This is a genomic window from Enterobacter cloacae complex sp. P38RS (genome assembly GCF_014930775.1).
Taxonomy (GTDB): domain Bacteria; phylum Pseudomonadota; class Gammaproteobacteria; order Enterobacterales; family Enterobacteriaceae; genus Enterobacter; species Enterobacter bugandensis.
In genome coordinates, this window is the sequence record NZ_JADBRS010000004.1 from 109,159 (window position 1) to 134,332 (window position 25,174).

At 53.9% G+C, this 25,174-nt stretch carries 23 protein-coding genes; 11 read left to right on the top strand and 12 right to left on the bottom strand.

Annotated features, from left to right (window positions below):
• Window positions 1-139 precede the first annotated feature (139 nt).
• The 5 genes from IM303_RS07920 to IM303_RS07940 all read right to left on the bottom strand — a co-directional run bounded on the left by IM303_RS07920 (window position 140) and on the right by IM303_RS07940 (window position 7,981).
• A complete protein-coding gene (locus IM303_RS07920; protein ID WP_049001080.1) occupies window positions 140-2,074 on the bottom strand; it encodes an exoribonuclease II in 1,935 nt (644 codons plus the stop codon).
• A gap of 88 nt (window positions 2,075-2,162) precedes the next feature.
• Window positions 2,163-3,149 (bottom strand): oxidoreductase, encoded by a 987-nt coding sequence (locus tag IM303_RS07925; RefSeq protein ID WP_049001084.1) that lies wholly within the window; start codon window positions 3,147-3,149, stop codon window positions 2,163-2,165.
• Window positions 3,150-3,303: 154 nt separating this feature from the next.
• Window positions 3,304-4,092 (bottom strand): enoyl-ACP reductase FabI, encoded by a 789-nt coding sequence (gene fabI, locus IM303_RS07930; protein WP_003856831.1) that lies wholly within the window; start codon window positions 4,090-4,092, stop codon window positions 3,304-3,306.
• 270 nt (window positions 4,093-4,362) lie between these two features.
• On the bottom strand, window positions 4,363-7,458 hold the full coding sequence (locus tag IM303_RS07935) for a multidrug efflux RND transporter permease subunit (protein ID WP_193359785.1): 3,096 nt from the start codon (window positions 7,456-7,458) through the stop codon (window positions 4,363-4,365).
• 136 nt (window positions 7,459-7,594) lie between these two features.
• Window positions 7,595-7,981, bottom strand: coding sequence for a hypothetical protein (locus tag IM303_RS07940; RefSeq protein ID WP_049001146.1), 387 nt, complete (start codon window positions 7,979-7,981; stop codon window positions 7,595-7,597).
• Between the two features lie 271 nt (window positions 7,982-8,252).
• On the opposite strand from IM303_RS07940, the gene IM303_RS07945 reads away from it, so the two are divergent.
• Together IM303_RS07945 and IM303_RS07950 are read left to right on the top strand one after the other, a co-directional pair.
• The gene (locus IM303_RS07945; RefSeq protein WP_028013388.1) at window positions 8,253-8,957 is read left to right on the top strand and encodes a response regulator; all 705 of its coding nucleotides are present in this window, start codon (window positions 8,253-8,255) and stop codon (window positions 8,955-8,957) included.
• Window positions 8,954-10,018 carry an ATP-binding protein gene (locus IM303_RS07950; RefSeq protein WP_049001089.1) on the top strand — a complete coding sequence of 355 codons (1,065 nt, stop codon included), beginning with the start codon at window positions 8,954-8,956 and terminating at the stop codon, window positions 10,016-10,018. The genes IM303_RS07945 and IM303_RS07950 overlap by 4 nt, the downstream gene beginning before the upstream one ends.
• A 14-nt stretch (window positions 10,019-10,032) precedes the next feature.
• Here the strand turns inward: IM303_RS07950 and IM303_RS07955 are convergent, their stop codons facing one another.
• The 7 genes from IM303_RS07955 to pspF all read right to left on the bottom strand — a co-directional run bounded on the left by IM303_RS07955 (window position 10,033) and on the right by pspF (window position 17,469).
• Window positions 10,033-10,947 carry an ATP-grasp fold amidoligase family protein gene (locus IM303_RS07955; protein ID WP_193359786.1) on the bottom strand — a complete coding sequence of 305 codons (915 nt, stop codon included), beginning with the start codon at window positions 10,945-10,947 and terminating at the stop codon, window positions 10,033-10,035.
• A 161-nt stretch (window positions 10,948-11,108) separates the two neighbouring features.
• The gene (gene sapF / locus IM303_RS07960; RefSeq protein ID WP_028013385.1) at window positions 11,109-11,915 is read right to left on the bottom strand and encodes a putrescine export ABC transporter ATP-binding protein SapF; all 807 of its coding nucleotides are present in this window, start codon (window positions 11,913-11,915) and stop codon (window positions 11,109-11,111) included.
• A 1-nt stretch (window position 11,916) separates the two neighbouring features.
• Window positions 11,917-12,909: a putrescine export ABC transporter ATP-binding protein SapD gene (sapD, locus tag IM303_RS07965; protein WP_028013384.1), complete on the bottom strand. Its 993-nt coding sequence runs from the start codon at window positions 12,907-12,909 to the stop codon at window positions 11,917-11,919.
• Window positions 12,909-13,799 (bottom strand): putrescine export ABC transporter permease SapC, encoded by an 891-nt coding sequence (gene sapC / locus IM303_RS07970; protein ID WP_028013383.1) that lies wholly within the window; start codon window positions 13,797-13,799, stop codon window positions 12,909-12,911. Before sapC ends, sapD begins: the two co-directional genes overlap by 1 nt.
• Complete coding sequence (sapB, locus tag IM303_RS07975; RefSeq protein WP_041909670.1) at window positions 13,786-14,751, bottom strand: putrescine export ABC transporter permease SapB; 966 nt, start codon at window positions 14,749-14,751, stop codon at window positions 13,786-13,788. The genes sapC and sapB overlap by 14 nt, the downstream gene beginning before the upstream one ends.
• The gene (sapA, locus tag IM303_RS07980; RefSeq protein WP_192971162.1) at window positions 14,748-16,388 is read right to left on the bottom strand and encodes an ABC transporter substrate-binding protein SapA; all 1,641 of its coding nucleotides are present in this window, start codon (window positions 16,386-16,388) and stop codon (window positions 14,748-14,750) included. Before sapA ends, sapB begins: the two co-directional genes overlap by 4 nt.
• A gap of 88 nt (window positions 16,389-16,476) precedes the next feature.
• Window positions 16,477-17,469, bottom strand: coding sequence for a phage shock protein operon transcriptional activator (pspF, locus tag IM303_RS07985; protein WP_162497080.1), 993 nt, complete (start codon window positions 17,467-17,469; stop codon window positions 16,477-16,479).
• 151 nt (window positions 17,470-17,620) lie between these two features.
• On the opposite strand from pspF, the gene pspA reads away from it, so the two are divergent.
• From pspA to IM303_RS08030, 9 genes are all read left to right on the top strand, one after another.
• Window positions 17,621-18,289 carry a phage shock protein PspA gene (pspA, locus tag IM303_RS07990; RefSeq protein WP_028013379.1) on the top strand — a complete coding sequence of 223 codons (669 nt, stop codon included), beginning with the start codon at window positions 17,621-17,623 and terminating at the stop codon, window positions 18,287-18,289.
• A gap of 53 nt (window positions 18,290-18,342) precedes the next feature.
• Window positions 18,343-18,567 carry an envelope stress response membrane protein PspB gene (gene pspB, locus IM303_RS07995; protein WP_028013378.1) on the top strand — a complete coding sequence of 75 codons (225 nt, stop codon included), beginning with the start codon at window positions 18,343-18,345 and terminating at the stop codon, window positions 18,565-18,567.
• Window positions 18,567-18,926 (top strand): envelope stress response membrane protein PspC, encoded by a 360-nt coding sequence (pspC, locus tag IM303_RS08000; RefSeq protein ID WP_049001098.1) that lies wholly within the window; start codon window positions 18,567-18,569, stop codon window positions 18,924-18,926. The genes pspB and pspC overlap by 1 nt, the downstream gene beginning before the upstream one ends.
• 12 nt (window positions 18,927-18,938) lie before the next feature.
• Window positions 18,939-19,163, top strand: a complete 225-nt coding sequence (gene pspD, locus IM303_RS08005; protein ID WP_028013376.1) for a phage shock protein PspD — start codon at window positions 18,939-18,941, stop codon at window positions 19,161-19,163.
• Between the two features lie 184 nt (window positions 19,164-19,347).
• Window positions 19,348-21,045 (top strand): sugar phosphorylase, encoded by a 1,698-nt coding sequence (locus tag IM303_RS08010; RefSeq protein ID WP_049001100.1) that lies wholly within the window; start codon window positions 19,348-19,350, stop codon window positions 21,043-21,045.
• Between the two features lie 13 nt (window positions 21,046-21,058).
• Complete coding sequence (locus tag IM303_RS08015) at window positions 21,059-22,351, top strand: ABC transporter substrate-binding protein (RefSeq protein ID WP_049001102.1); 1,293 nt, start codon at window positions 21,059-21,061, stop codon at window positions 22,349-22,351.
• A gap of 22 nt (window positions 22,352-22,373) precedes the next feature.
• Window positions 22,374-23,255, top strand: coding sequence for a carbohydrate ABC transporter permease (locus IM303_RS08020; protein WP_028013373.1), 882 nt, complete (start codon window positions 22,374-22,376; stop codon window positions 23,253-23,255).
• On the top strand, window positions 23,242-24,084 hold the full coding sequence (locus IM303_RS08025; RefSeq protein ID WP_049001105.1) for a carbohydrate ABC transporter permease: 843 nt from the start codon (window positions 23,242-23,244) through the stop codon (window positions 24,082-24,084). Before IM303_RS08020 ends, IM303_RS08025 begins: the two co-directional genes overlap by 14 nt.
• A 29-nt stretch (window positions 24,085-24,113) precedes the next feature.
• Window positions 24,114-25,166 carry a zinc-binding alcohol dehydrogenase gene (locus IM303_RS08030; RefSeq protein ID WP_049001107.1) on the top strand — a complete coding sequence of 351 codons (1,053 nt, stop codon included), beginning with the start codon at window positions 24,114-24,116 and terminating at the stop codon, window positions 25,164-25,166.
• The last annotated feature ends 8 nt before the right edge of the window (window positions 25,167-25,174 follow it).

Here is a 25,174-nt window from a genome sequence, read left to right on the forward strand (position 1 = left end):
CTTTAACTGTAGATAATTATGGCTGGTTTGGGCGGGCTGGGGCCGAAAAAGTAAGAAAAATGATGCTTTTGCGAGGGGAAAGACAGGGAGAAAATTGTCGGCCTTTCTGAACGGAAATGACCGACAATTGAGCAGGTTATCAGGCGACAGGGCGCGCAATAATACTGCGGGTTTCCATGCGAACTTCAGCGATAGTTACATCAATCACGTCAGTGACTTTGTAAACCGTCTCGCCTTTAATTTGCACGGTGCCGCTTTCCTGACTGCAGACCAGTTCGTCACGAACGGCGTGCAGGAACGGGGCAGGGATAAAGGCGACCGCACCGTTATCCACCAGACGTACGCGCATTCCCCCGCGGCTGATATCAATAATTTCTGCCGCGAAGCGGGTATCGGTACCGGCTTTATCCTGCAGGAAGCGCGCGTATAGCCAGTCTCCAACGTCACGTTCCGCCATGCGGTTCAGACGGCGACGCTCGGCCATCTGTAGGGTCGTGTCGTCCTGTGGACGGGCAATGGTTTCGCCCTTGATAATTGCTTTCAGCAGGCGGTGGTTAACCATATCGCCATACTTACGGATCGGGGAGGTCCAGGTGGCGTAGGCTTCCAGACCGAGGCCAAAGTGCGGGCCTGGCTCGGTGCTGATTTCCGCGAAGGACTGGAAGCGGCGAATACGGCTATCCAGGAAACCGGACGGCTGAGCGTCCAGCTCGCGGCGAAGCTTGCAGAAGCCCGGCAGTGTCAGCACTTCTTCCGGATCAACATGCACATCGTGATTCTTCAGCAGGGCCGCGAGCGCTTCGGTATTGGCAGGATCGAATCCAGTATGAACGTTGTAAATACCGAAGCCCAGCCTGTCGCGCAGCACGCGCGCGGCACAGATGTTGGCGGCAATCATCGCTTCTTCGACGATGCGGTTAGCAATGCGCCGCGGCTCAGCCACGATATCCAGCACTTCGCCTTTTTCACCGAGAACAAAACGATAATCCGGACGATCCTTGAAGACCAGGGCGTGAGTCTTACGCCACTCGCCGCGGTTCAGGCAGATGCGGTGCAGCAGACGAATCTGTGCTGCGATAGCATCGGATTCAGGTTTCCAGCTGCCGGTGTTTTCCAGCCAGTCGGAGACATTGTCATAGGCCAGCTTGGCTTTGGATTCGATGGTGGCGGCAAAGAATTCGGTATCGTCTTCAATCGTGCCATCTGCGGCAATGGTCATGCGGCAGGCGAGAACCGGGCGCACCTCATTTGGGCGCAGCGAGCAGAGGTCGTCAGACAGTTCGCGCGGCAGCATCGGGATGTTAAAGCCCGGCAGGTAGTTGGTGAACGCGCGGATTTTCGCCGTTTCGTCCAGCATGCTGCCTTCCACAATCCAGGCGGTTGGATCGGCAATGGCGACGGTCAAATGCAGTTTGCCATCAGCGCTCTCTTCAGCGTAGAGCGCATCGTCCATATCTTCTGTGCTGGCGCTGTCGATGGTGACAAACTCCAGCGCGGTAAGATCGCGGCGCGCCAGGCCTTCATCCTGCATCTCAGTTGCCACGCCGTTCGGCGCTTCTTTTTCAAGATTATGGCGCGCCAGCGTGACCCACCACGGGACGAAATGGTCGTCGCCAAAGGTGATGAACTGGGTCAGTTCAGCATAGAAACCGCGGTCGCCTTTCAGAGGATGACGGCGCATTTCTGCCACGGCCCAGTCACCTTCTTTAAAATCATGCTCAACGCCGCGGGCGGCGCGGCAGGGAATGGCATCTTTCAGCAGGGGGTGATCCGGCACGACAGAAAGACGATCGTCCTTTCTCTGCACTTTGCCCACAAAGCGGGTCAGGAACGGCTCGATCAGTTCTTCCGGCTCGGCGGATTCACGTTCCTTCTCGGTATGGATGACGGCCATGACGCGATCGCCATGCATCACTTTCTTCATCTGCGGTGGCGGAATGAAGTAGCTTTTCTGCGCGTCAACTTCAAGGAAGCCAAAGCCCTTTTCCGTGGCTTTCACGACCCCTTCTGCACGCGGCGTCTGGGAATGCAGTTGCTGTTTAAGCTGCGCTAGCAGCGGGTTGTCCTGAAACATAATGTTCTATTTTCGTAGCCATTGAGCGGCTGACAGTTTTACGCGATTCTCACTGCTACAGCAAGCGCTCTTTGGGGAAAGAGTGTGGTTATTCCGCTTTGCCGGACGCGACTTTTAGTCGATTGATCCAGCCCTCCAGCGCGCATTGGCTGAGCAGGTTGATCGCCTGAACGGCAGTAAGTCCTTCTTCCGTGAGCGGGGTAAATTGTGCGGCGCTGAAGCGGTCCGGCGAGCGTGTCAGCAATTCGGCTGCTGCCGAAAGCGCCGGAGGAGGCAGCGAAACCGTTTCCCGGCTGTTTATCAGGATCTCCCCCATCAGATCGAGCAAGGTCGGTTCATGGCACAGGACCGGCGTCAGCGCCTCAAGCGTGGGCTCTGCCTGCCAGCGGGAGAGGGACTCAAGCTGATGCGCACTGGCATAGCGAAGCTCGACCACGGGCAGAAGCGAGATCCACGCGTCGGAGGACGTTGGCAGGGTGTGCGGCTGAATATGATGGCCCGGCAGCCAGCGGACGGGATGGCCGAGCAGCGCCTGAAAGACGGCGACCACGCGCGCCTGAAAACCGATAAAGCCGATTATCTGGTTAATTACCACAACGTCATAGATAGACAGACCTACCTCATCAAGCTGGTTTCGCGCCTTATCATCAATGACGTCAGGTGAGCTGGCGAGCTGGCGGGCGTACTGCGTGATTTGCGCCAGCCGTCGGTTACTTTCGCGGGAGGAGTCAGGGCCCGGCAGCGGGGCGAGGAGGGCGGCGTAGTGGTTGCACAGCCGCTGAACGCCGCAGGCCTGCGCCACCGTCAGCGCGGTACTTAACCGATCGTAGGCGCTAAGCGTTCGCAGGCGGTTTACGGGAAGTGAGAGCGGGAACAGCTGGTGACATAAGGATCTGGCAGGAGCGAGCCAGCCGGTACAGGCGGCGACAATCTCATCTGGCAGGGCTAAATCGAGCAAAAAACGATCGTCGACGTTAGCGGCTTCGGGCACCAGGGGCAGCACATCCGGCTGCGCGTGGTTAGACTGGGTTTCGTGATACCAGTGGCCTTTGCCGGAAAAACGGCGTTGTTCCATGGGCGTTCCTTGATCTCAAAATGGCGATCAATATCCTGGCGTAAGGCAGATAAAGGGAAAAATATTGTTAGGTGATAACAAATAGCAGAACGGAATAACGAAGGGGAGTGCGGAGGGGGAAAGCTCTCTTCCCGTGCGGGAAGAGAGCCACAGCTTATTTAATTTCCAGCTCGTTCATTGCAGCGATGTTGAAGCCGCCGTCAACGTGAACCACTTCGCCGGAGATACCTGCGGAAAGGTCAGAGCACAGGAATGCAGCAGAGTTACCCACATCTTCAATGGTAACGGTACGACGAATCGGGGTAACAGCTTCGCAGTGTGCCAGCATTTTACGGAAATCTTTGATGCCGGACGCCGCCAGGGTGCGGATAGGGCCAGCAGAGATGGCGTTAACGCGCACGCCTTCTGGACCCATTGCGTTCGCCATGTAGCGGACGTTGGCTTCCAGAGATGCTTTCGCCAGGCCCATAACGTTGTAGTTAGGGATAGCACGCTCTGCGCCCAGGTAGGACAGGGTCAGCAGCGCTGCGCCCGGGTTCAGCATTGCGCGGCAAGATTTCGCCATTGCAACGAAGCTGTAGGAGCTGATGTCGTGCGCGATTTTAAAGCCATCACGGGTTACCGCGTTCACGTAGTCGCCGTCCAGCTGGTCGCCAGGAGCGAAGCCGATGGAGTGAACGAAACCGTCGAATTTCGGCCATGCTTTTGCCAGTTCAGCAAACATGCCGTCGATGCTTTCGTCTTGTGCAACGTCACATTCCAGAACAATGCTGGAACCCAGCTGCGCGGCAAACTCTTCAACACGGCCTTTCAGCTTGTCGTTCTGGTAGGTGAACGCCAGCTCAGCGCCTTCGCGATGCATTGCCTGTGCGATGCCGTATGCGATGGACAGTTTGCTGGCAACGCCAGTCACCAGAATGCGCTTACCGGAAAGAAAACCCATAGCTTTAATCCTTATATTCATTGCTTATTTTGCCTTGTAATTCATAGCGTTACAGGCAGTATTTCAAAATCATTCGAAATTAGCTCGAAATTATAGCCCACTCACGGCCCCTTGTGTCACGATATTTCTCGTCGATCTCCGAAGAGGAATGCCCCAAAAGGTGAGGCGCGGGCTGGCGGGGGCTCAAAATTTCAGCATTCGTCCAGTATATCACCCGGCAGCAGCTTCGCCTCATCCAACCAGCAAGGTTCCGCGATTCGTCAGCGGTATTCACACTTTCCTGGCGTTTTCGACGAAACGCGCAACGACAATAAAGAATACCGGGACGAAAAAGATCGCGAGAAGCGTGCCGCTGATCATGCCGCCAAACACCCCGGTGCCGATAGCGTGCTGCGTGCTGTCACTCGCGCCACGCGCCAGCATCAATGGCACCACGCCTAACGTAAAGGCTAACGATGTCATCAGAATAGGGCGCAGACGCTGGCTTGCGGCCTGTATCGTAGCCGCCAGCAGGGGTTGTCCTTCCCGGTGGAGCTGCCTTGCAAACTCGACAATCAGAATAGCGTTCTTGGCGGACAGGCCTATCAGGGTGATAAGACCGACCTTAAAGAAAACATCATTCGTCATGCCCGCAACGGAGACGGCAACTACCGCACCGATAAGCCCCAGGGGAACGACCAGCATGACCGCAAAGGGAATTGACCAGCTCTCATACAGGGCGGCGAGCACCATGAACACGACCAGTATCGACAGAACGATCAGACCCGGGAGCTGAGATTCGGAATTTCTCTCCTGCAATGAGCTCCCGGCCCACTCGCCGGCCATCCCCTGCGGTAAATCCCGTGACAACGTCTCCATGGCCTTCATTGCAGTGCCGCTGGATTTGCCTGGGGCCGCACTGCCGGTAATGCGGATAGCAGAATATCCCTGATAACGCGTCAACTGCTGCGGCGCAACGTTCCAGGAAAGCGTCGCAAACGTAGATACTGGCACCATCTGCCCCATACGGTTTTTTACCGATAATTTCAGGATCTGCTCAGGCTGCATGCGGTAAGGGGCGTCGGCCTGAATAATGACCTGCTGAACACGGCCCTTGTTCGTGTAGTCATTAACGTAGTTCGACCCCATGGTGACCGAGAGCGTCTGATTGATTTCATCAAATGAAACGCCCAGCGCTTCCGCTTTTTCCCGGTCAATCTGAAGGGCCAGGCTTGTTCCTTCCGGCAGACCGTCTATATACACGTCACTCAGTTCAGGACGTTGATTAGCTTTCACAACCAGCGCATCGGCCGCTCTCTTTAACGCCTCGTAGCCCAGTCCCGCTCTGTCCTGCACGTACCAGGTGAAGCCCGAGGAGGTGCCCATATCCGAAATGGCCGGCGGGAGAAGGCTCATCGTGACGGCATCAGAGACGTTAGCCATGCTGGCCTGTATATGGTCGGCTTCATTCTGTGCGGTCGTACCCTGCCGATCTTTCCAGTCCTTCAGCGTGGTGAAGGCCATGGCCGAATTCGGTCCCGAGCCTGAAAACCCAAATCCCAGAATCATAATGTTGCTTTCAATATCCGGCCGGGCCGCAATTTCCTCTTCAAATTTTTTAACCACTCTCAGGGTGCGCTGCATTGTGGCATCGGAAGGCAGCTGAATTGAGGACATAAAATAGCCCTGATCTTCATCCGGAAGAAAGGACGAGGGCAGCGAAGAAAGCCCCAAACATAGGGCAGCACATAGCGCAACATACAACAGCAGCATTCGCCCGGTACGTCTCAGCACCGCGCCCAGCCCGGATTCGTACCACGTCGTGAGGGTACGAAAGCGGGCGTTAAACCCTGCTGCGAACCTGCCACCTACGTGCTTTGCTGCGCTGTGAGGCTTAAGCAGCGTCGCGCATAGCGCGGGGGTAAGCGTGAGGGCAAGAAATGCCGACAACAGTATGGAGACCGCCATGGAAATACAAAATTGTCGATAAATAATCCCGACGGATCCTTCGGCGAAACCCATGGGAATAAAGACGGCGGTAAGCACCAGCGTGATCCCGATAATTGCCGGCGTGATTTCTTTCATGGCCTCCCGGGTCGCGTCGCGCGGAGAGAGTTGTTTTTCTTCCATCAGGCGCTCGACGTTCTCCACGACCACAATAGCGTCATCTACGATAATCCCGATCGCCAGAACCATGCCGAACATGGTCAGAATATTGATGGAGTATCCACTCAATAGCATCACCGTGAAGGTGCCAAGCAGTGCGACGGGGGCAACAATCGCCGGGATAAGCGTACAGCGTATCTTATGCAGAAACAGCAGCATTACGAGGAAGACCAGAACCATCGCTTCCACAAATGTCTGCACCACCTTCATGATGGAGATCTTCACAAAAGGCGCGGTATCGAAGGGAACCGTAAACGTCATTCCTTCCGGCAACACCTGAGAAAGTTCGTCGATGCGTGCGCGTACGTCTGCAGCCGTGCTCATCGCATTGGCGCCAGGCGATAGCTGGACCGCCGCAGCCGTTGCGGGAACCCCATTTTCGCGGATACCGAAAGCGTAGCTTTGCAGGCCGGACTCAATGCGCGCGACGTCGGACAGCTTCAGCCTTGCGCCGGACGCCTCTGATTTCAGAGTTATATTACTGAAAGCCTCTACGGAAGTGAGTTGCCCCTTCACGGTGATCGGATACGTTACGCCTTGCCCTTCAGATGCCGGTTCATCTCCCGTTTTGCCGGGCGAAACCAGGGCATTTTGCTGGCCAACGGCGGTAAGCACATCGCTCACCGAAAGTCCGTAGCTATGAAGCTTCATCGGGTCCAGCCAGATGCGCAGCGCTTTTTCGCCACCAAACAGCTGAATTTTCCCTACTCCAGGTACGCGGCGCAGCTCGTCGCTGATATGCCGGGCAAAGTAATCGCTTAAATCGGCTTCCTCAAATTTACCGGTTGCGGACTTCAGCCCCACCATCATTAAAAAACCGGAATTGGCCGCCTCGACGTTGATGCCATTTTGCCTGACCGCCTGTGGCAAACGCGGCTCCACAATTTTAATCTGGTTCTGAAGGTCCATCTGCGCCAGCTTGATGTCCGTGCCGGGCTTAAACGTCACGGTAATAGACGCAGAACCGGTTGTGTCACTGGATGATTCGAAGTAAAGCAAATTATCGACGCCAGATATTTCGCGCTCAAGTAACGACACCACCGACGTATTCATAATATCGGGGCTGGCGCCCGGGTAGGTGACAGAAATAATAATCCCAGGCGGTGCCACCGCCGGATACTGCGCAACCGGCAGCCGGGGGATAGACAATACACCCGCCAGGACGATAAAAAGCGCCACGACCCAGGCGAAAATGGGACGTTCAATAAAGAAATGAGGCATTAATTTAACTTCCAGATACGTGACTATTTCAGTGAGTTATTTTGTTCAAGATGGTGTGATGGAGAGTCTACAACTCGCCTGTTTAGCGGACATGGGCGGTTTATGGAGAGAGTGTGGAGCGAAACAACGCGGTTGTTTAAATCATTCTCACGATGAGGTACAACGGTGAACCGCCAAAAAAGAGAATTAAATAACACTCATAGTAAAACACCAAATCGTTAAAATCTGGCGTAGCGTTCAGCAGCACAGTGAACGTAATAATGAGATAAACAAAAATCACCATCAGCCAGAAGGCGATGAGAAGTAATTCAGTGAACGCGCCTGCTTTGTTTTGTATTATCAGAGAGACAACCGACAAGGCGATGCAGCCATAGATAATGGGGGAAGAGAGTAGCGTTGCGGCGACTTTCTCATCCATTTTATGCATCAATACCAGCCAGGTATAAAGTAATCCCCACGATAGCAGCAGGAAGAGAGAAAATATGCCGATTTTTTTAGGAGAGAAGTATTTCGAAAGTTCCATGTTCATTATCTCAGCCAAATTCAGAAAGCCTTTAAGCGACAGGGGTATTTACCACGTTAAACGAAAGATGGTTTAACTCCGAATAACTATTGTGGACTGACATTGTCGAGTCTTTATTGACTGAATGTGTAGGCTGTATGGAGAAATTGCCGGGAACTTAAATTAATCCAGGAAATTTTCGCGGCCACGGCACTTTTTCCCGGAGCCTGTGTCTTATTGTGCTAAAGATATCTGATAGCGTGCTCAAAGGGATTTCACCCGCGGAGATAAAATGAACAAAAATACTCTAATCCTTGTTGTTGAAGATGAAAACGAAATTGCCGATATACTGATGAGTTACTTAGAGCGTTCTGGGATGAAAACGCTGAGAGCCCGGCAGGGCGAGCAGGCGATAGCGCTTAATCGGCTCCATAAACCGGATCTTATATTGCTGGATATCCATCTGCCCGTATGCGATGGCTGGAGCGTACTCACGACGCTCCGTCAGGAAAGTTCTGTGCCCGTCATTATGGTGTCCGCACTCGATCAGGACGTGGATAAGCTGATGGGGCTGAGGCTTGGCGCGGATGATTACGTCATCAAACCTTTCAACCCTTCCGAAGTGGTCGCGCGAGTTGAAGCCGTGCTGCGCAGAACCAGACCCGCTCTTCAGCAGGCGGGTGCCGTGCCTCTCAGGACGCCTTTTATTACGGTCTACCCGGACGATTTCTACGTTGAGGTCACCGTGGGCGAAGAGGTAGTCTCCCCGGTATTAACGACGACGGAATTCAAACTTCTTACTTACCTGGTGAGATACCCGCGAAAGGTCTGTTCCCGGGAAGAGTTACTTAACGCGTGTCTGCCGGAAGGCGATACGCTCGACAGAACGGTAGACAGCCATATGAGCAAGCTGCGTAAAAAGCTGGAGCTTGCAGGCCTTTATGGCGTTCCTGAGAGCATCAGGGGGATGGGCTATCGGCTCGGGGAGAAAAAATGAACAGAGATTCTGTCCTGAGTCGGCAGATCTTAACGTATATGCTGCTGCTGACGTTTATGATCATTGCCATTGCGGTACTGGGTTCCTGGTTTTTTTACTCTTTTATTCTCGATCACCTACCCGGCGGTGCCGTTGAGGGCGATGACGAGCAAATGACGATGTGGGACTGGGTATGGATCGGGACTGCGACAACAATCAGTCTGTTAATCGCGATATTTTTAACGATAAAACTTTCTTCACGAATACTCACCCCGTTGAACGCGGTAGCGTCCAGCCTGAGAAAAATTTCTCAGGGCCAGCTGGATGCCCGTGCTTATTGCGCCAGCTCCCGTCTGGGAGAGGTCAATCATCTGGTCACGGATTTCAATGAAATGGCGGAAAAACTCCAGACGCTGGATATTCAGAGGAAATCCTGGAACGCCGCCATTGCCCATGAGCTGAGAACCCCGGTCACGATTTTACGCGGGCGGCTTCAGGGGCTGGTTGACGGCGTTTTTGAGCCGGATCCGCTGCTTTTTAATAATCTTCTCAAGCAGACTGAGGGGTTAACCCGTTTGATTGAAGATCTTCGGGTGATCAGCTCTGACGGCGGGGCGGGTTATACGCTGTATAAATCCAGAACGGACCTCAAAGGCACAATCCAGGATGCGCTTGATACTTTCATGCCCGAGTTCAAGCACAATCAGTTTGTGATTAAAACAGAGTTGAGGGAACAGCGATGCGTGTTCGATCCGTTGCGCATCAATCAGTGTCTGGCCGTTCTGTTTGACAACGCATTACATTATTCAACTTCGCGAAAACTCATCGTAAAAAATGGCGTCTCTGATAAAGGCAATTATATCCTTATTGAGGATGGCGGGCCGGGCATCCCCAGGGAATTTCATGATTTCTTATTTCAACCTTTCCAGCGGGATAAAGGTGCCAGAGATGTTAATCCCGAAGGATGTGGTTTAGGGTTATCGGTGGTAAAAGCCATCATGCTGGCTCATGGTGGCGATGTAACGTATACCTTATCGAAGCAAAACCACTCCCTGTTCAAACTGACCTGGCCCGATGCCTGAGTCCTGGCGGCAGGTCAGCCCGGCCTGCCCGCCGATAGCGGCAACTGCCATATATCGCCTAACTTTGTATCCCATTCCAGAGGGGTAATTCGCAGTTTGCCCCGTTTTGGGCTTAAGGTTATTTCACTGAAGTAAATTTCATCGCTTTTCAACATGAGGTCAACGCGGCAGTAGTCAAGACCCTTCGCCAGCTCCTGAGCGGCCAGCAGAGCCTCACGGAACAATTTCGGCTCGCCGGGCGCAACCGGCGTATTAGGATATTCCATCTGGAAGGGCTGTAAATTCCAGTGTCGGTCGTAAACGTTGATAAACTCTCTGCCGAGGTCATCCGTAAAATCGGCCTCAACATAGTGTGCGACCCCGTGAAAACAGTGAATTCTCAGCATTTCCGGCGTGCTGTTCCTGTCCGCATTATTGAAAAGATCGACATAGGGCTCACACAGTATAACGGGTATAATATTTTTGTACTGCCACTCGCGCGTGGTGTAATACAAATTCTTCTTTAATGCGAGAGTGAGCTTTTTACGGGCCTGTCGGTAATTGAACTGGTTTTTGTTTGTACAGATTATTGTGCTTCCACTGTCATGATTGCACTTAAGGACGAATTGATCGGGCAGTGTTGAAAAATCGATATGCGAAAACCTGCGGTATACACCAATCAAAGGCACCGCTTTTACTCGCGTTGTTCTGGACGCAACGTATTCGCGGACGGCGAGTTTATCGGCAAGCATTGTGTAGAGATTATTATGGTCATAGACCAGGCGATGACATATTTTTTCACTCAACGTAGTGGGTGATTTAATGTCAGGGGTTATGCCTGATGTCTTTTTGAGTTTTGCAGTGTGAAAATTGAGGTCCGTCATGAAATATGAACGGCATTTTCTGATGAGATACTCCGTATATTTTAGAACATATGTGGTGGTGTTCATTTCTTCTCCTCCGTAATGTTCCGGTATTCTGGAGAAGAACTATTGCTGGATATTGCTTAAAATATGGAGCAGGGATGGAGACAAAAAATAAAAGGATTAAATAGCGCACGCAGGCTATTTAATCCTTATTTGAGCGGAGCAATCCGTGTTTACCGCCGCGCTTAACGGTCTTTTCTCCACGCATCGGCGGTCAATGCTTCACCGAAATGCCCGGCAATCAGCCTTTTCGTCAGCTCATGAAGCGGGGAGGCCATCACATCCGCCGTGCTGCCGCGCTCGACGACTTCCCCCTGGTGCATGACCATCACCTGATCGCTGATGTGCTTCATCATCCCCAGATGCTGGGTGACGTAGATGTAGGAGATACCCTGCTTTTCCTGTAATTCGAGCATCAGGTTAATCAGCTGCGAACGCATCGACATATCCAGCGAGGCAAGCGCTTCGTCTGCAACGATCACTTTCGGGCGCAGAATCAACGCGCGGGCCAGACCCAGACGCTGTTTCTGACCGGGAGCCAGCATATGCGGGTAGTAGCTTTCGTGATCCGGTAACAGCCCAACCATACGCAGTGTTTCGAAGATACGCTTGCGGCGCGCCTCTGGCTCCAGTTCGGTATTCAGACGCAGAGGGAAATCAAGGATCTGCGAAATGCGCTGGCGTGGATTAAGCGAGGTAGACGGATCCTGGAAGATCATGCGGATGCGCTGGCTGCGGAAAGAGTAATCGCCAAACTGCAGAGGATGATCGTCAATCAACACTTCTCCAGCAGTGGGCTCGACCATGCCGGCAAGCATTTTCGCCAGCGTGGATTTGCCGGAGCCGTTTTCGCCGATGATCGCCAGCGTCTGTTTTTCACGCAGGGTAAAACTCAGCGGCTTAACCGCTTCGACAGTCTGACGATGAAACAGCCCCGTGCGATAGCGAAAGGTCTTACTCAGATTGCGGACTTCCAGCAAGGTTTCGACCATTTCACTCTCTCTCCATGTTCAGCGGGAAATGACAGGCGTAAAGATGATTTTTGGCGCCGGTCAGGCGCGGCGTCTCGATACATTTACGCTGAGCATACGGACAACGCGGCCCCAGACGACAGCCTATCGGCAACGATTCCAGCAGCGGAATCGCTCCGGGCAGGGTATTCAGACGGCTCTTGTGCGGCATGGCGCTGCCAAAATCAGGAATGGCGCGGATAAGCGCCTGCGTATATGGATGGTGCGGCGCGGCGATCAGCTCCTCACTCGGGGCAGTTTCGACCGTTTGCCCGCAGTACATTACGTCAATTTTATCCGCCCATTTGCTGAGCATTTGCAGGTCATGGCTGATCAGCAAAATGGTGGTGTTATTGTTCTGGTTCAGGCGCGACAGCAGGCGGAAAATTTGTGCCTGGGTGGTCGGCTCCATCGCGTTGGTGGGTTCATCCGCAATCAGCAAACGCGGCTGATTAGCCAGGGCGATGGCAATCATCACCTTCTGGCATTCACCGTCGGTCAGCTCATACGGGAAGCTGCGCATCGCGTCTTTATGGTCTTTGATCCCGACGCGGTGTAATAGCTCAATGGCGCGGCGCTTGCGCCAGCCGAAACGCTGCCACCAGCGGCCTTTATAGGTCCAGCCGGGAATGTTCTGCATCAGCTGTTTGCCTACGCGCTCGGACGGATCGAGGCAGGACTGTGGCTCCTGGAAAATCATCGAGACGTTATGGCCAACCAGCTTGCGACGCTCGCGCGGAGAGAGGCGCAGCAGGTCTATATCGTCGAACCGCATGCGGTCGGCGGTCACGCGCCAGTTGTCTTTCGCCACGCCGCAGATCGCTTTGGCGATCAGGCTTTTTCCCGAACCAGATTCACCCACCAGCCCGCGAATCTCGCCCTCGGCGAGAGTAATGCTGATGCGATCGACGGCTTTAACCCAGCCTTCACCGGTTTTGAATTCAATGGTGAGGTTGCGAATATCAAGAAGCGGCATTATTGCACCCCCGCGTTAATTGCACGGCGAATACCATCGCCCAGCAGGTTGATCAGCAACACGCTTACCATAATCGCCGCCCCCGGCAGCATAACCGTCCACGGCGCCACGTAGATCAATTCCAGCGCGTCACCGAGCATCGCACCCCATTCAGGGGACGGCAGCTGCGCACCGAGGTCGAGGAACCCGAGCGCAGCGATGTCCAGGATCGCCATCGACAGCGCACGGGTGATCTCGGTGACCAGCCCGGCGGCGATGTTTGGCAGAACGGCAAACCACAAAATATTGAAGGTCGTCGCGCCGTCCAGACGGGCCGCAACGACATACTCTTTTTCCAGCTCGTCATGCACCATGCTGTAAACCGAGCGCACGATGCGGGGGAGGATAGCCAGCCAGACGGCGAACATGGCATGCGACAGATGCGGACCGGCAAAGGCAACCACAATGATTGCAAGCAGCAGAGACGGAATCGACAGCAGCGTGTCCAGAATGTGGTTCAGCACCGCCGAGCGCAGGCCATGCGTGGAGCCCGCGAAAATACCGAGCGCCAGTCCACAGAGCGTCGCCGCGAGCGTCACGACAAACGCGCCGCCCACCGTCGGGGCTGCCCCGCTTAACAGACGGCTCAATACGTCGCGTCCGAGATCGTCAGTGCCGAGGAAGAATGAGACTTCGCCGTAGCGTGACCAGGAAGGCGGTAGCAGCTGATAGCCAAGGAACTGCTGATCAATGCCATAAGGCGCAAACCACGAACCAAAGAGGCAAAGCAATACCAGACCGGCGCAGCCATAAAGGCCGATCATTGCCGTGGTGTCACCATAGAACTTACGCCACACGGTACGCAGCGCACCGGGCGTGCGCTTTTCACTGTAAACGTTATCGTAAGGCATACCATTCCTTATGCTTCAATGGGTTAGCCATCGCACCCAAAATATCGGACAACACGTTAACAATAATGACCAGCGAACCAATCACCATCACACCCGCTGAGATAGCAGCATAATCCTGCTGACGGATGGCGTTAATCAGCCAGCGTCCCAGCCCGGGCCAGCTAAAGACCATCTCGGTGATCATGGCCAGCGTAAGCATGGTGGAAAACTGCAGCCCCAGGCGCGGAATTACCGGCGGCAGAGCGTTGTGCAGGACGTTGCGGCGCAGTATGGTCAGGCGCGACAATCCGCGCGTGGCGGCAGCTTTGACATAGTTCTGCTCAAACACCTCGATGGTGCTCAGGCGCATCAGACGGATCACCTCGGTTGTCGGCGCAACCGCCAGCGTCAGCACCGGCAGTACCATATGACGCAGGGCGCTGACGATCATCTCATGGCGCCAGACGGAATCGGACAGCCAGGCGTCAATGATGGCAAAACCCGTTACCGTTTTAACCGTATAGAGCAGGTCAAAACGGCCAGAGACCGGTAGCCAACCCATCGTCAGCGAGAAGAACAGCGTCAGCAGCAGCGCCAGCCAGAATACCGGGATAGAGAAGCCGAGCAGGGCAAGGGCGCTGATAAACTTATCCTGCCACTTGTTGCGGTAGATCCCGGCCAGCATGCCCACGGGAATACCTACCATCAGGGCAAAGCCGAAGGCCAGAATGCACAGCTCCATCGTGGCCGGGAACACCTCTTTCAGCTGCTCGGAGATAAGCTGCCCGTTGATGCTCGACACGCCGAAATCCCAGTGCAGCAGACCGTTAAACCAGAACAGCCAGGCATCCCACAGCGATGAGCCCTGTAGCGGAGCATGCGGCGTGAAATAGCTCAGGCTGAAGCCGACAAAGTTCAGGAAAAAGAGCGTCACCAGCAGTAAAAGGAGCCGACGCAAGGTAAAAATAATCATGGTTTTTTCACCTCTTGTTCTTTTTCACGCGATACGCCGGCGAACGAGGCGTTGCCGAACGGGCTCAGCACCAGGCCTTTAATATCATAGCGGTAGGCCTGAAGGCGCAGGGAAGAGGCCAGCGGAAGCACCGGCAGTTCCTGAGCGAGTATCTTTTGCGCTTCATCGTAAGCGTCAATGCGCGAGGCCAGCTGTTGGGAAGAGAGCGCTTTTTGCAGCACGGCGTCGAACTCCCGGTTACACCAGTGGGCGTAGTTGGTCTGCGAATTTATCGCAGCACAGCTCAGCAGCGGCCGGAAGAAGCTATCCGGATCGTTACTGTCGGTAGCCCAGCCTGTCAGGGTGAGGTCGTGATTCATATCCATCAGGCGCGCCTCCTGGAAACGGCCCTCAACCGGTACGATGATCACCTTGACGCCCACCTGCGCCATATCCGCCTGCAGCAGTTCAGCGGTTTTCAGCGGGCTCGGGTTCCACGCCTGGGAGCTGGTGGGCACCCAAAGCTGGAGCGTCAGGTTTTCCGCGCCCAGCGCTTTCAGTTGTTCACGCGCTTTTGCCGGATTGTATTCCGTAATTTTAGCCTCACCGTCGTAGGCCCACGAGGCGCGCGGTAAAATTGAGGCGGCGGTTTCCGCCGTGCCGTAGTAAATCGACTGCATCAGACGCTGGTTGTTGATCGCCAGCGCCAGAGCGTGACGTACGGCAGGATTGTTCAGCGGCGGCTTATCGGTGTTAAAGGCCAGATAAGCGATGTTCATCCCCGGGCGTAACGTCAGACGCAGACGCGGATCGTCGCGCAGAATGGTGAGCTGGCTGGCAGCGGGCCAGGCGAGCACGTCGCATTCCCCGGTGAGCAGTTTCGAGAGCCGTCCCGTTCCGCCAGACCCGAGATCGATCACCACCTGCGGCATCAGCGGCGTACCGCGCCAGAAATGTTCGTGGCGCTGCAGGCGAATATATTGCCCCGCTCGGTATTCGGCCAGCTGGAATGGACCGGTACCCACCGGCTGGCGGTCGAGCAGCTCCTGACGATCTTTTTTCGTCAGCTTCGCCGCGTATTCGGCGGACATAACGGACGCATAGTGGGTCGCCAGGTGCCAGAGGAAGGAGGCATCCGGGCGCGTCAGCGTAAATTCAACCGTCCGGCTGTCCAGCTTGCGCACGCTTTTAACGGTGTCGGCAAACTGCAGGCTGTCGAAATAGGGGAAATTATCCCCGTTAACGTTATGCCACGGGTGGTTACGGTTAAAGATACGCTGGAAGGTGAAGACCACGTCATCCGCGTTCAGCTTGCGCGTAGGGGTAAACCACGGCGTACGCTGAAACGCGACATCATCGCGCAGGCGAAAACGGTAGGTTGCACCGTTATCCAGGACTTCCCAGCTTTCCGCAAGTTCAGGCACCAGGCGATAGGTGTACGGGTCGACATCAAGCAGACGGTCGTAAAGCTGCGCGGCGAGCGTATCCACAATCAGCCCGCTGCCCGCTTTTTGCGGGTTGAAGGTGTCCACCTGGCCACTTACGCAATAGACGAAGCCGCTGTCACGAATGTCAGGCTGCGTAGACTGCCCGGGCGCAGCAAACGCCAGGCCGCTGAACAGACCGAGTGCAAAAAAGGACGATAAAACCAGACGCATAATTTTTAAGGTTTTTAGGTTCGATCTGCAAAGTGTATCGCACTTACGCCTGCTTCGTAAAAATGTCTGCGGGTAAGTGCCGATATTGTCAGCGCATTTGATGCTTTTTAAGCAATGCCCGTAACTGATGGTAGGTCAGGCCCAGGAGTTCGGCCGCGCGTTTCTGGTTATATTTCGCCGCCTTCAGGCTTTGCTCCAGCAGCTGTTGCTCCTGCTCGTGCTGGAACTGGCGCAAATCAAGGGGCAGCGCGGGAGTATCGCCTGACGATGACGGGGAGGAAACCGGCGGCGCATTGCGCTGAAAAGGATCGATAATGATATTGTCCAGCTCCGTCTCGCTGCTGCCGTGGCGGTAAACAGAACGCTCCACAACGTTCTTCAGTTCGCGGATATTTCCCGGCCAGCGGTAGGCCAGAAGCGTCTCCCGCGCATGATCGCTGAAGCCGGGGAAAAGAGGGAGACCGAGCTCGCGGCACATCTGAATCGCAAATTGTTGAGCAAGCAGCATGATGTCGCTTCTCCTGTCGCGCAGGGGCGGAAGCTGAACGACGTCAAAGGCCAGGCGGTCAAGCAGATCGGCACGGAATTTCTCCTCCGCAACCATCTCCGGCAGATTGGCGTTGGTGGCGCAGACCAGGCGCACGTTAACCTGCAGCGGCTGGCTGCCGCCGACGCGCTCCAGTTCACCATACTCAATCACGCGTAGCAGCTTTTCCTGCACCAGCATCGGCGCGGTGGCGAGTTCATCAAGGAACAGGGTGCCGCCGTCGGCGCGCTCAAAACGTCCCGGATGGCGCTTTTGAGCGCCGGTAAACGCGCCCGCCTCGTGGCCGAACAGCTCGGTGTCGAGCAGGTTTTCATTCAGCGCCGCACAGTTTAGAGAAATGAAGGGGCCGTCCCAGCGTCCGGATAAATAGTGCAGACGGTTGGCAATCAGTTCCTTACCCGTGCCGCGCTCGCCGATAATGAGTACCGGTTTGTTGAGCGGCGCAAGGCGAGAAACCTGTTCCAGCACCTCAAGAAAGCTGTTGGCTTCGCCGAGTAAGTTATCTTTGTATTGAGCCATGATGAAATTAACCACTCCTTAGCGATATTCACCAGGTCAGCATAGTTCTGTGCTGAATAAAAATCAATCACGCCGTGTAAAATCAATAAGATAAAAAACTGGCACAGGAATTGTATTGTCAGTACAGCAGGGCATAGCCCGATAACAGAACTATGAGGATTTGATTATGGGTATTTTTTCTCGTTTTGCCGACATCGTGAACGCCAACATCAACTCACTGCTGGAGAAAGCAGAAGATCCGCAGAAGCTGGTGCGCCTGATGATTCAGGAGATGGAAGACACGCTGGTTGAAGTGCGTTCTACCTCCGCCCGTGCGCTGGCTGAGAAAAAACAGTTAACGCGCCGTATTGAGCAGGCCACCGCTCAGCTCAATGAATGGCAGGAAAAGGCGGAACTCGCCCTGCGCAAAGATAAAGAAGATCTTGCTCGCGCAGCGTTAATTGAAAAGCAGAAGCTGGCGGACATGATCGCTACGCTGGAGCATGAAGTCACGCTGGTGGAAGACACGCTCACCCGCATGAAAAAAGAGATTGGTGAGCTCGAAAATAAACTGAGCGAAACCCGCGCGCGTCAGCAGGCGCTGACCCTGCGTCATCAGGCGGCAAGCTCTTCCCGCGACGTGCGTCGTCAGCTGGACAGTGGCAAGCTGGATGAGGCCATGGCGCGTTTTGAGTCATTCGAGCGTCGTATCGACCAGATGGAAGCGGAAGCAGAGAGCCACGGCATCGGTAAGCAAAAGTCGCTGGATCAACAGTTTGCCGATCTGAAAGCGGACGATGAAATCAGCGAGCAGCTGGCGGCATTGAAAGCCAAAATGAAGCAAGATAACCAATAATAATGTTGCGGCACCTGAGCGTGCCGCTAAGCATCCGACGACAAGGAGTACACATGAGCGCGCTTTTCCTGGCCATTCCCCTGACGATTTTCGTGCTGTTTGTTTTGCCGATTTGGCTATGGCTGCACTACAGCAACCGTTCTTCAGGGAACGATTTATCCCAGAGCGAACAACAACGTCTTGCGCAGCTTACCGACCAGGCTAACAAGATGCGCGATCGCATTCAGGCGCTGGAAGCAATCCTGGATGCAGAACATCCTAACTGGAGGGACCGTTAATGTCAGGACTGAATCTGAACAAAAAATTGTGGCGAATTCCACAGCAGGGCATGGTGCGCGGCGTTTGCGCCGGGCTGGCCCATTATCTCGACGTTCCGGTAAAGCTGGTTCGTGTGGTCACGGTGCTGTCGATATTTTTCGGCCTGGCGTTTATCACTTTCGTGGCCTACATCGTGCTGTCGTTTGTACTTGACCCGATGCCGGAAGGCGAACTGGCTGCGGAAGGCGCGCCTACCAGTAACGATCTTCTCAATGCGGTTGACGATCTGCTGGCTGAAGGGGAGAAGCGGTTACGTGAAATGGAACGCTATGTCACATCCGATACCTTTACGCTGAGAAGTCGTTTTCGTCAGCTTTAAGAGAGAATATACATGAAGAAAAACTGGCAACAGGCCGGTCAGAAGGTAAAACCCGGCCTGAAAATCGCAGGTAAACTGGTTCTGATGACGGCGTTACGTTACGGCCCGGCAGGTGTGGCGGGCTGGGCGATCAAATCTGTTGCCCGCAAGCCGGTCAGAATGTTGCTGGCCGTGGCGCTTGAACCTCTGTTGCAAAAAGCGGCAAAGCGGCTGTCACGCCGCTACTTATCCCGATAATTCACGCTCGCGTTAGCCCTTTCTCTCCCCGGAAGGGCTAACGACATTTCATCCCTTTCCCTCACTTTCTTTGCGGCAGCTCACATTACTGCACAGAGCTGCTTTGTAATTGCGTTTTTCAGCCTCCCGGTTCGTTGACAGATATTTTTCAGGGGAGTAGATTGCCCTTCGTGGGACCGCTACCATGGAAAATAATGTGAACGCAAAAATTAAAAAACTTATCAATCATATTTACGGTGAATCATTTTCTGAAGCACATTTTAAAGTGTTATTAACAAAGCTTGAACAAGCTGCTGTTGATATTACAGAAAAGCGTAAATCAGGCTGGGATGAAAAAGATGTCGTTCTGATCACCTACGCCGATCAGTTCTCCGCGAAAGGGGAGAAAGCGTTGCCGGTATTTACCCGCTTTTATAATGAGTGGCTTGCTCGCACGTTTTCCCATGTCCACCTTTTACCTTTTTATCCGTGGTCCTCTGATGACGGATTTTCCGTTATTGATTACCACAACGTTGCGCCTGAAACCGGGACCTGGCAAGACGTTGCTGATCTAAAACAGTCTGCCAGCTTAATGTTTGATTTCGTCTGCAACCATATGTCAGCAAAAAGTGAATGGTTTGCTAATTATCTTGCGCAGAAACCTGGCTACGAAGATTTCTTTATTGCTGTCGATCCAGAAACTGATTTATCTGCGGTGACGCGTCCTCGCGCATTACCGTTGCTGACGCCATTTACGCTGCATGATGGCAGCGTGCGTCATCTTTGGACCACCTTCAGCGATGACCAGATCGATCTCAACTTCGCCTCGCCTCAGGTGCTGATTGCAATGGTTGACGTGCTGCTCCATTACCTGGCGGAAGGGGCGCGTTATATCCGTCTGGACGCCGTCGGATTTATGTGGAAGATCCCTGGAACAAGCTGCATCCATCTGGAACAGACTCACTGCCTTATCCAGCTTTTCCGTGCTATTACCGAGGCCGTGGCGCCGGGTACCGTGATCATTACTGAGACGAACGTTCCGCATAAGGACAATATCTCTTATTTCGGTGACGGTGAAAATGAAGCTCAGATGGTCTACCAGTTCTCCTTGCCGCCGCTGGTGCTGCATGCTGTGCACAGTCAGGATGTTAACGCTCTCTGTCAGTGGGCGGGATCGCTGGCGCTGCCTTCAACAAAAACGACCTGGTTCAATTTCCTGGCGTCTCATGACGGTATCGGTCTGAACCCACTGCGCGGCATTCTGCCGGAATCAGAAATCCTCGCACTGGTTGAGAAACTTCAGCAGGAAGGGGCGCTGGTCAACTGGAAAAATAATCCTGACGGTACGCGCAGTCCTTACGAAATTAATGTGACCTATCTTGACGCGTTAAGCGCGCAAAACAGTTCAGATGATGAACGCATTGCGCGCTTTATTCTGGCGCATGCGGTGCTGTTAAGTTTCCCAGGTGTACCTGCCGTGTATATTCAAAGTATTCTTGGCTCCCGTAACGATTATGAAGGGGTCGAGCGCCTCGGCTATAACCGCGCGATAAACCGCAAGAAATATAATGCCGGTCAGGTTGATCTCGAACTTAATAATAAAAATAGCATTCGTCATAAAATTTATTCCCGTTTAAGCGAGTTTATTGCGATTCGTCGTGGGGAAAGTGCGTTTCACCCTGATGCCCAGGCATTTTTTGAATCACTGGATGAACAAATTCTTAAAATTGTTCGCGTGGCTGATAACGGTGAGAGAATTACAGCCCTGTTTAATTTTAGTAATAACGTTCATACCGTTTATGGGGACACGCTTACTGGTATGGAATTACTATCAGGACAAGCTGTTAGCGGTAAAGAGCTGACCCTCAATCCATGGCAGGTTATGTGGATTAAAGAAAACTAAAAAGGACCCTAAAATGAAAATGCCCAAAATTGTGCTGTTATCAGCACTGGTTTCGTGCGCCCTGTTATCAGGCTGTAAAGATGATAAAGCGTCTGCTGTGACCATTGAGTTCATGCACTCGTCAGTAGAGCAGGAGCGCCAGGCGGTTATTACGAAACTGATCGAAAAATTCGAGAAAGAAAACCCCGGCATTACGGTGAAGCAGGTGCCGGTGGAAGAAGATGCCTACAACACCAAAGTGATTACGCTCGCCAGAACGGGCGCGCTGCCTGAAGTGATTGAAGTCAGCCATGATTACGCGAAAGTCATGGATAAGGAACAACTGCTGGATCGCAAGGCTATCGGTGAAGCCATTGAAGCGGTAGGCGAAAAGACCTTCTATGACGGGATCCTGCGCGTTGTGCGTACTGAAGACGGCACAGCCTGGACAGGGGTGCCGATGAGCGCCTGGCTATCCGGCGTCTGGTATCACAAAGATGTGCTTGCCGCTGCGGGTATTCAGGAACCGCATAACTGGGAACAGCTGCTGAAAGCCAGCCAGAAGCTTAACGACCCGGCCAACAAACATTACGGTATTGCGCTGCCCACCGCGGAAAGCGTCATGACCGAGCAGGCGTTCTCCCAGTTTGCGCTTTCCGGCGGCGCGAACGTTTTTGATGCCAACGGAAACGTTGAAATTGACACCCCTGAAATGGCGAAAGCACTGGTGTTCTATAAAGCGCTGGCCGCGACCACCATGCCGGGCTCGAACGACGTCATGGAGATCAAAGATGCCTTCATGAACGGTTCTGCACCGATGGCCGTCTATTCCACCTACATCCTGCCAGCGGTATTCCAGGATGGTAACCCTGCCAACCTTGGCTTCGTTGTCCCGACAGAAAAGTCCTCTGCCGTTTATGGCATGGTCACCTCGTTGACGATCACCAGCGGACAAACCGAAGAAGAAACGCAAGCGGCTGAAAAGTTTGTGACGTGGATGGAGCAGGCTCAAAACGCAACCGACTGGGTCATGATGTCGCCGGGCGCGGCGCTGCCGGTGAACACGCTGGTCGTAGGAACGGATACCTGGAAAAACAACGAGGTGATTAAAGCGTTTGGGCAACTGCCTTATGAACTGATCGCCCAATTCCCGAACGTACAGGTGTTTGGTGCTGTCGGCGACAAAAACTTCACGCGCATGGGCGATGTGACAGGGTCCGGCATTATCAGCTCCATGGTGCATAACGTCACCGTGGGTAAACAAGATCTCAGCGCAACGCTTAGCAAGAGCCAGACGCGACTGACTGACCTGATTTCACAACGATAGGAGCGCTCTGCGGAAGGAAATTATGAAGACGTTGTTTTCTGGTCGTTCAGATATGCCTTTCGCCATGCTGCTGTTGGCCCCCAGCCTGATTTTGCTGGGGGGCCTGGTGGCCTGGCCAATGATTTCCAATATTGAAATCAGTTTCTTACGTCTGCCGCTTAACCCGCGTATTGATGCGGTGTTTGTTGGCCTGGATAACTACATCCGCATTCTGGGGGATGCTGCGTTCTGGCACTCGCTGTGGATGACGTTCTGGTATACGGCGCTGGTCGTGCTCGGCAGCACCGGGCTGGGGCTTGCCGTCGCCATCTTCTTTAACCGTGAGTTTCGTCTCCGGAAGACGGCGCGTTCGCTGGTGATTTTATCCTACGTGACACCCTCTATTTCCCTGGTATTTGCCTGGAAATACATGTTCAACAACGGCTACGGCATTGTGAACTATCTGGGCGTCGATCTGCTGCATCTGTATGACCAGGCGCCGCTCTGGTTCGACAACCCTGGCAGCAGCTTCGTGCTGGTGGTGCTGTTCGCCATCTGGCGCTACTTCCCGTATGCCTTTATCTCATTCCTGGCAATTTTGCAGACCATTGATAAATCGCTGTATGAAGCGGCAGAGATGGACGGAGCCAACGCCTGGCAGCGTTTCCGTATCGTCACGTTGCCCGCCATCATGCCTGTACTGGCAACGGTGGTGACGCTGCGAACCATCTGGATGTTCTACATGTTTGCGGATGTTTATCTGCTGACCACGAAGGTCGATATTCTGGGCGTGTATCTCTATAAAACTGCCTTTGCATTCAACGATCTGGGCAAAGCAGCCGCCATTTCTGTTGTGCTGTTTGTGATCATCTTCGCCGTCATTCTGCTGACCAGAAAAAGGGTAAACCTCAATGGCAACAAATAAACGCATACTGGGCCGTATTGGTTTCTATCTGGGGCTGACGGTATTTCTGATTATCACGCTGTTCCCGTTCTTCGTGATGCTGATGACGTCATTCAAGAGCGCGAAAGAGGCCATATCGCTGAATCCGACTATTCTGCCGCAGGCGTGGACGCTTCAGCATTACGTTGACATCTTTAACCCGCTAATTTTCCCGTTCGTGGATTATTTCCGCAACAGCATGGTGGTGTCGCTGACGTCATCGGTAATTGCGGTGTTTCTCGGCACGCTGGGCGCTTACGCCTTGTCCAAGCTGCGTTTTAAAGGACGCGCGACGATCAACGCGAGCTTCTACACCGTCTATATGTTCTCCGGGATTTTGCTGGTGGTGCCGCTGTTCAAAATCATCACCGCGCTCGGCATTTACGACACTGAACTGGCGCTGATCATCACCATGGTGACCCAGACGTTGCCTACGGCGGTATTCATGCTGCGCAGCTATTTCGACACCATTCCGGACGAAATAGAAGAGGCCGCGATGATGGATGGTCTGAACCGCCTGCAAATCATCTTCCGCATTACCGTGCCGCTGGCCATTTCCGGTCTCGTGTCGGTGTTTGTTTACTGCTTCATGGTGGCATGGAACGACTACCTGTTTGCCTCCATTTTCCTGTCCAGTGCCAGCAACTTTACCCTGCCGGTCGGGCTGAACACGCTCTTTAGTACGCCAGATTATATCTGGGGTCGCATGATGGCGGCATCGCTGGTGACGGCGCTTCCGGTGGTCATCATGTACGCACTCTCTGAACGTTTTATTAAAAGTGGTTTGACCGCCGGTGGCGTCAAGGGCTAAGGCGGCCAATTTTTTATCAGGAGCAAGTTATGAAGAAATTAATTGCGACAGCGCCACGCGTAGCGGCGCTGGTGGAGTATGAAGACCGTGCTGTGGAAGCACATGAAGTGAAAATTCGCGCCCGCTTTGGCGCCCCGAAGCACGGAACGGAAGTCGTGGATTTCCGCGCGGCAAGCCCGTTTATTGATGAAGAGTTCAACGCAGAGTGGCAGATGTTCACGCCGCGTGAAGAGGGCGCTGCACGCGGTATCGAATTCGGTAAGTTCCAGCTGGGCAACATGATCGTTGGCGACATTATTGAATGCGGTGCTGACGTAACGGAATACCAGATCGGCGACAGCGTCTGCTGCTACGGCCCGCTGCAGGAGACGGTCATCGTTAACGCGGTGAACAACTATAAGCTGCGTAAAATGCCGCAGGGCGCGTCCTGGAAGAATGCCGTTTGCTACGATCCGGCGCAGTTCGCCATGAGCGGCGTGCGAGATGCCAACGTCCGTGTGGGTGACTTTGTTGTCGTGGTCGGTCTGGGAGCCATCGGACAGATTGCGATTCAGCTGGCGAAAAAAGCCGGTGCGTCAGTGGTTATCGGCGTTGATCCGATTGAACACCGCTGTGAGATCGCTCGCCGTCACGGCGCGGACCACTGCCTGAATCCAATCGGTACCGATGTCGGTCTGGAAATTAAAAAGCTGACCGGCAAGCAGGGCGCGGACGTGATCATCGAAACCAGCGGCTTTGCAGATGCATTGCAGTCCGCGCTGCGCGGGCTCGCCTACGGCGGCACCATCTCCTACGTGGCCTTCGCCAAACCGTTTGCGGCAGGCTTCAACCTGGGCCGCGAAGCGCACTTTAACAACGCGAAGATTGTCTTCTCCCGCGCCTGCAGTGAACCGAACCCGGACTATCCGCGCTGGAGCCGCAAGCGTATCGAAGAGACCTGCTGGGAATTGCTGATGAACGGTTATCTGAACTGTGAAGATCTGATCGACCCGGTCGTCACCTTCACCACCAGCCCGGAAAGCTATATGAAGTATGTCGATCAGCATCCGGAACTCAGTATCAAAATGGGCGTCACTTTTTAAGCTAAGGA

Excerpts from the sequence above, each read along its gene's own strand:
- IM303_RS08015 (WP_049001102.1), top strand. The coding sequence starts at position 21,059 with ATGAAAATGCCCAAAATTGTGCTGTTATCAGCACTGGTTTCGTGCGCC.
- sapF (WP_028013385.1), bottom strand. The coding sequence starts at position 11,915 with ATGGTCGAAACCTTGCTGGAAGTCCGCAATCTGAGTAAGACCTTTCGC.
- fabI (WP_003856831.1), bottom strand. The coding sequence starts at position 4,092 with ATGGGTTTTCTTTCCGGTAAGCGCATTCTGGTGACTGGCGTTGCCAGC.
- IM303_RS08030 (WP_049001107.1), top strand. The coding sequence starts at position 24,114 with ATGAAGAAATTAATTGCGACAGCGCCACGCGTAGCGGCGCTGGTGGAG.
- IM303_RS07920 (WP_049001080.1), bottom strand. The coding sequence starts at position 2,074 with ATGTTTCAGGACAACCCGCTGCTAGCGCAGCTTAAACAGCAACTGCAT.
- pspB (WP_028013378.1), top strand. The coding sequence starts at position 18,343 with ATGAGCGCGCTTTTCCTGGCCATTCCCCTGACGATTTTCGTGCTGTTT.
- IM303_RS07940 (WP_049001146.1), bottom strand. The coding sequence starts at position 7,981 with ATGGAACTTTCGAAATACTTCTCTCCTAAAAAAATCGGCATATTTTCT.
- IM303_RS08020 (WP_028013373.1), top strand. The coding sequence starts at position 22,374 with ATGAAGACGTTGTTTTCTGGTCGTTCAGATATGCCTTTCGCCATGCTG.
- IM303_RS08025 (WP_049001105.1), top strand. The coding sequence starts at position 23,242 with ATGGCAACAAATAAACGCATACTGGGCCGTATTGGTTTCTATCTGGGG.
- sapC (WP_028013383.1), bottom strand. The coding sequence starts at position 13,799 with ATGCCTTACGATAACGTTTACAGTGAAAAGCGCACGCCCGGTGCGCTG.
- IM303_RS07935 (WP_193359785.1), bottom strand. The coding sequence starts at position 7,458 with ATGCCTCATTTCTTTATTGAACGTCCCATTTTCGCCTGGGTCGTGGCG.
- sapA (WP_192971162.1), bottom strand. The coding sequence starts at position 16,388 with ATGCGTCTGGTTTTATCGTCCTTTTTTGCACTCGGTCTGTTCAGCGGC.
- pspA (WP_028013379.1), top strand. The coding sequence starts at position 17,621 with ATGGGTATTTTTTCTCGTTTTGCCGACATCGTGAACGCCAACATCAAC.
- IM303_RS07950 (WP_049001089.1), top strand. The coding sequence starts at position 8,954 with ATGAACAGAGATTCTGTCCTGAGTCGGCAGATCTTAACGTATATGCTG.
- IM303_RS07945 (WP_028013388.1), top strand. The coding sequence starts at position 8,253 with ATGAACAAAAATACTCTAATCCTTGTTGTTGAAGATGAAAACGAAATT.
- sapD (WP_028013384.1), bottom strand. The coding sequence starts at position 12,909 with ATGCCGCTTCTTGATATTCGCAACCTCACCATTGAATTCAAAACCGGT.
- IM303_RS07955 (WP_193359786.1), bottom strand. The coding sequence starts at position 10,947 with ATGAACACCACCACATATGTTCTAAAATATACGGAGTATCTCATCAGA.
- pspC (WP_049001098.1), top strand. The coding sequence starts at position 18,567 with ATGTCAGGACTGAATCTGAACAAAAAATTGTGGCGAATTCCACAGCAG.
- IM303_RS08010 (WP_049001100.1), top strand. The coding sequence starts at position 19,348 with ATGGAAAATAATGTGAACGCAAAAATTAAAAAACTTATCAATCATATT.
- IM303_RS07925 (WP_049001084.1), bottom strand. The coding sequence starts at position 3,149 with ATGGAACAACGCCGTTTTTCCGGCAAAGGCCACTGGTATCACGAAACC.
- pspD (WP_028013376.1), top strand. The coding sequence starts at position 18,939 with ATGAAGAAAAACTGGCAACAGGCCGGTCAGAAGGTAAAACCCGGCCTG.
- sapB (WP_041909670.1), bottom strand. The coding sequence starts at position 14,751 with ATGATTATTTTTACCTTGCGTCGGCTCCTTTTACTGCTGGTGACGCTC.